Source organism: Actinomadura geliboluensis (assembly GCF_005889745.1).
Taxonomy (GTDB): domain Bacteria; phylum Actinomycetota; class Actinomycetes; order Streptosporangiales; family Streptosporangiaceae; genus Spirillospora; species Spirillospora geliboluensis.
The window spans coordinates 1-4,608 of sequence record NZ_VCKZ01000574.1 but is presented as its reverse complement, the minus strand read 5'-3'; the positions used below and the strand labels follow the sequence as shown (position 1 = coordinate 4,608).

Here is a 4,608-nt window from a genome sequence, read left to right as displayed (position 1 = left end):
GAGAAATGGTCGAGCTCCCGATGAACGGGAACGGCACCGAAATTCCGGTCGCCGGTCACATCGAATGGGAGTCGAAATGGCCGCGAAGAACATCACCGCAAATGGCGCCACCGGGAACGGCGTCACGACTGCGTCGCCATGTCGGCCCAGCAGCCGTCCCCCGGCCCCGCCTCATCCCTTGTTCAGGGTGTAGTTCTTGCGCTCGCCGGGCGCCCCGGGCGGCTTCTGCTCGCCGTTCACCCACACGTCGCAGGCGGACGCGTCGTAGACCACCGCGTTCAGGCGGGGCTGGTCGTAGCGCCGCGCGTCGCCCTTGTGCAGGGTCTCGTCGCTGAGCACGGTCATCGCGTTGCCGGGCACCGACACGAAGATCTTGCACGTGTCGGTGCGGGCCCGCACGACCAGCGTGGCGGACGCGACGCCGGGCGGCGCGGCGGCCTGCGACGAGCCGGCGGGGCTGGACGTGGTGGCGGTGGGGGAGGGCCCCGGGCTCTCCCGCATCATGCCGACGATGAGCGCGGTCGCGCCGATCCCGCAGGACGCGACGGTCGCGCCGATCAGCGCGATCACGGCCATCAGCCGGTAGCGGGGCGTCGGCGGGCGGCGGCCCGAGCGCGGCCCGGCGAGGGCCCGCTCCAGCCGGTCGACGGCCCGCGCGTGGCTGAGCCGGCGGGTCGGGTTCTTCTCCAGCAGCCCGGTGATGACGGGCGCGAGCGCGCCCGCGTTCTGCGGGGACGGGGTCGACTCGTTCGCCAGCGCGGACAGCGTCGCCATCACGTTCTCGCGCTCGAACGGCGGGCGGCCCTCCAGCGCCGCGTACAGCGTCGCGCCGAGGGACCACAGGTCCGACCGGGGGGTGGCCTTCTCCCCGGCGGCGACCTCGGGCGCCACGTACGCGGGCGAGCCCATGAAGTGGCCCGTCTTGGTCAGGCTCGCCGAGCCGGAGGAGAACGCGAGCCCGAAGTCGGTCAGCACGACCCGGTCGCCGTCCAGCAGCACGTTGCTCGGCTTGAGGTCGCGGTGCACGATCCCGGCCTTGTGCGCGGTGTTGAGGGCGTCCAGCAGGGCGCGGCCGATGTGCGCGACGCGTTCGGGCGGGAGCGGGCCCGACCGCTCGATGAGCTGTTCGAGGCTCGGCGCCTCGATCATCTCCATCACGATCCAGGGACGGCCCTGCTCGATGACGACGTCGTACACCTCGACGATGGAGTGCGTGCGCAGCTGAGCGGGCGCGCGCGCCTCCCGCAGGGTGCGGCGGTAGAAGACCACCCGGTCGTCCTCGGAGAGGTCTTCGGGGAGCCGCAGCTCTTTGATCGCCACAGCGCGATCGAGGAGCTCGTCATGCCCTCTCCAGACGATGCCGTTGGCACCCTGACCTATTTCCGAGACCAGCCGGTAGCGCGTCGCTAGAACGAGGCGCTCTGACTGTGACATGGCGGAAAAGATACCGGAGTGGCCAGGCGGTCATCCGGGAGACCTCAGGAGGAACTATATTTTCGGCCCAATACTGTGACCTACTGACGAGAAACCCGGCGGCCGGGCGCCCCGCGGCCTCCCGGACGGCCCGCCCAGCGGACCGCCCGAGAGCCGCCGCGGCGGGTCAGCGCCTGCCGATGCTGAGGACGGGGCCGGTGGTGTCGGCGAAGAAATCCTCGCCCTTGTCGTCCACCACGATGAACGCCGGGAAGTCCTCGACCTCGATCTTCCAGACGGCCTCCATCCCGAGTTCCGGGTATTCGAGGACCTCGACCTTCTTGATGCAGTCCTGGGCGAGGCGGGCGGCCGGGCCGCCGATCGAGCCGAGGTAGAACCCGCCGTGCTCCTTGCACGCGTCCGTGACCTGCTTGGACCGGTTGCCCTTGGCCAGCATCACCAGCGAGCCCCCGGCCGCCTGGAACTGCTCGACGTAGGAGTCCATCCGGCCGGCGGTGGTCGGGCCGAACGAGCCGGACGCGTAGCCCTCCGGCGTCTTGGCGGGCCCCGCGTAGTAGACGGCGTGGTCGCGCAGGTACCGCGGCATGGGCTCGCCCGCGTCCAGCCGCTCCTTGATCTTGGCGTGCGCGATGTCGCGGGCCACGACCAGCGGGCCGGTCAGCGACAGCCGCGTCTTCACCGGGTAGCGGGTCAGCTCGGCGCGGATCTCGTCCATCGGCCGGTTCAGGTCGATCCGGACGACCTCGTCGTTCAGGTGCTCGTCGGTGGTGTCGGGCAGGTACTGCGCCGGGTCGGTCTCCAGCCGCTCCAGGAACACGCCCTCCGCGGTGATCTTGGCGAGGGCCTGCCGGTCGGCGCTGCACGACACCGCGATCGCCACCGGGCAGGACGCGCCGTGCCGGGGCAGCCGGATCACCCGCACGTCGTGGCAGAAGTACTTGCCGCCGAACTGGGCGCCGATGCCGAGCTTCTGCGTCAGCTCGAACACCTGCAGCTCCAGCTCCAGGTCGCGGAAGCCGTTGCCGAGCGGGGAGCCCTCCGTCGGCATCGTGTCCAGGTAGTGGGCCGAGGCGTACTTGGCCGTCTTCAGCGCGTACTCGGCGGACGTCCCGCCGACCACGATCGCCAGGTGGTACGGCGGGCACGCGGCGGTGCCGAGCGAGCGGATCTTCTCCTCCAGGAAGGACATCATCCGCTTCGGGTTCAGGACGGCCTTGGTCTCCTGGTACAGGAACGACTTGTTCGCGCTGCCGCCGCCCTTGGCCATGAACAGGAACTTGTAGGCGTCGCCGGGGGCCGCGTACAGCTCGATCTGCGCGGGCAGGTTGGAGCCGGTGTTCTTCTCGTCCCACATCGTGACGGGCGCCATCTGCGAGTAGCGCAGGTTCAGCTTCGTGTACGCGTCGTACACGCCGCGCGAGATGTGCTCCTCGTCGGCCCCGTCGGTCAGGACGTGCTGGCCGCGCTTGCCCATCACAATGGCGGTGCCGGTGTCCTGGCACATGGGCAGGACGCCGCCGGACGCGATGCCCGCGTTCTTCAGCAGGTCCAGGGCCACGAACCGGTCGTTCGGGGACGCCTCGGGGTCGTCCAGGATCCGGCGGAGCTGCGCGAGGTGCGCCGGGCGCAGCAGGTGCGCGATGTCGCGCATCGCGGTCTCGGTGAGCAGCCGCAGCGCCTCCGGCTCGACCTGCAGGAACGTCCGGCCGTTCGCTTCGAACGCGGACACGCCGTCGGAGGTCAGCAGCCGGTAGTCGGTCTCGTCCGGGCCGAGCGGCAGCAGGTCGGTGTAGGAGAACTCAGGCATCTCAGGCAGATCCTCGCGCGATTCCGATGGGGGCCGCCTCACAGGCTACGGGTTCGCGGAGCGCGGGTTCACGGGGGGCGACCCGCGCGCGCAGCCCCGCCACGACGCCCGCCGCGACCAGCGCGGCCCCCGCCAGCTCGGCGGCGCCCGGCCGGCCGAGGCCGAGCACGACCGTCGTGACCAGCGCGCTGACCGGGACCAGCCCCGCGAACAGCCCGGCGCGGTCGGCGCCGAGCCGGCCGATCGCGTCGTACCAGAGCAGGAACGCGACCGTGGTGACGACGACGGTCAGGTAGCCGAAGCCCGCCGCCTCGGCGGCGGTCGGGACGCGCAGCACCGCCGTCCCGTCCGCGAGCAGCCCGGCGGCGAGCAGCATCGGGGCGGCCAGCGCGGCGGAGTAGGCGGACACCCGCAGCGGGCCGAGCCGGGGGAGCAGCGGGACGGCCAGCAGCGAGAAGCACACCTCGCCCGCCAGCGCGCCCAGCGAGAGCAGCAGCCCGCGGACGCTCCCGCCGCCGAGCCCGCCCGCGAGCGCCGCGCCGGCCGCCACCGCGCAGCCCGCCACGATCACCGCCGGGGCCGGCCGGCGCCCCTCCAGCAGCGGCCCGGCGAGCGCCAGCACGATCGGGACCGCCGCGATCACCGTGCCGATCGTGGCCGGGCTGGTGTCCGCGGTGGCCGCCACGATGCAGACGTTGAACGCGACCAGCCCGGTCGCCGCCAGGGCCGCCAGCAGCGCCCAGTCCCGCGCGGACGGCCGCCGCGCGGGACCGCCGGCGAACCGCGCGACGGCGAGCAGGATGAGCGCGGCGACGGCGTACCGGACCGCCTGGCCGCCGAAGACGGGATAGCCGGAGATGGTCGCCGAGACGGCGGTCAGCGTGCCGACGAGGAACATCGCGGACCCCGCGCCGACCGCGCCGCGCCTGTGAGACGTGTTCATGGACGGAACGCTAAGGCGCACTTGGTCCTGCAAACAGAGCCAATCGCCATGCTTGACTATGGACCATTACCGGCCCGGTGACGCTCGGGCTCCCTCTTGGCGCTGAGGGTGATGTGACCGACCTTCACCTTCCCCTGGACCGGTCCGCCGGCCGGCTGGCGGCGCAGATCGCCGCCGGTTTCCGCGCGGCCGTGCGCTCCGGCCGGCTGACCGCCGGGACCCGGCTGCCGTCGAGCCGCGACCTGGCGCGCGACCTGGACGTCTCCCGCGGCGTCGTCGTCACCGCGTACGAGCAGCTCACCGCGGAGGGCTTCCTCATCGCGCGGCGCGGCGACGGCACCCGGGTCGCACCCCTGGCCCGCCCCGACACGTCCGCCGCCCCGCCGGACGGCGCGCCGCCGCGACACGGCGCGACACCCCGCCC

General features: G+C 72.6%; 4 protein-coding genes. 1 reads left to right on the top strand and 3 read right to left on the bottom strand.

What is annotated here, in order from left to right; all coding sequences use genetic code 11:
• Nucleotides 1-171 precede the first annotated feature (171 nt).
• The 3 genes from ETD96_RS41615 to ETD96_RS41605 form a co-directional block, all read right to left on the bottom strand.
• The gene (locus ETD96_RS41615) at nucleotides 172-1,434 is read right to left on the bottom strand and encodes a serine/threonine-protein kinase (RefSeq protein WP_138641983.1); all 1,263 of its coding nucleotides are present in this window, start codon (nucleotides 1,432-1,434) and stop codon (nucleotides 172-174) included.
• 166 nt (nucleotides 1,435-1,600) lie between these two features.
• On the bottom strand, nucleotides 1,601-3,241 hold the full coding sequence (locus ETD96_RS41610; protein WP_138641982.1) for a fumarate hydratase: 1,641 nt from the start codon (nucleotides 3,239-3,241) through the stop codon (nucleotides 1,601-1,603).
• Nucleotide 3,242: 1 nt separating this feature from the next.
• Complete coding sequence (locus ETD96_RS41605; RefSeq protein ID WP_138641981.1) at nucleotides 3,243-4,184, bottom strand: EamA family transporter; 942 nt, start codon at nucleotides 4,182-4,184, stop codon at nucleotides 3,243-3,245.
• A gap of 113 nt (nucleotides 4,185-4,297) precedes the next feature.
• Between ETD96_RS41605 and ETD96_RS41600 the strand changes: the two genes are divergently transcribed.
• Nucleotides 4,298-4,608: GntR family transcriptional regulator (locus ETD96_RS41600; RefSeq protein WP_138641980.1), on the top strand; the 311-nt coding region annotated here is incomplete at its 3' end.

Excerpts from the sequence above, each read along its gene's own strand:
- ETD96_RS41615 (WP_138641983.1), bottom strand. The coding sequence starts at position 1,434 with ATGTCACAGTCAGAGCGCCTCGTTCTAGCGACGCGCTACCGGCTGGTC.
- ETD96_RS41610 (WP_138641982.1), bottom strand. The coding sequence starts at position 3,241 with ATGCCTGAGTTCTCCTACACCGACCTGCTGCCGCTCGGCCCGGACGAG.
- ETD96_RS41605 (WP_138641981.1), bottom strand. The coding sequence starts at position 4,184 with ATGAACACGTCTCACAGGCGCGGCGCGGTCGGCGCGGGGTCCGCGATG.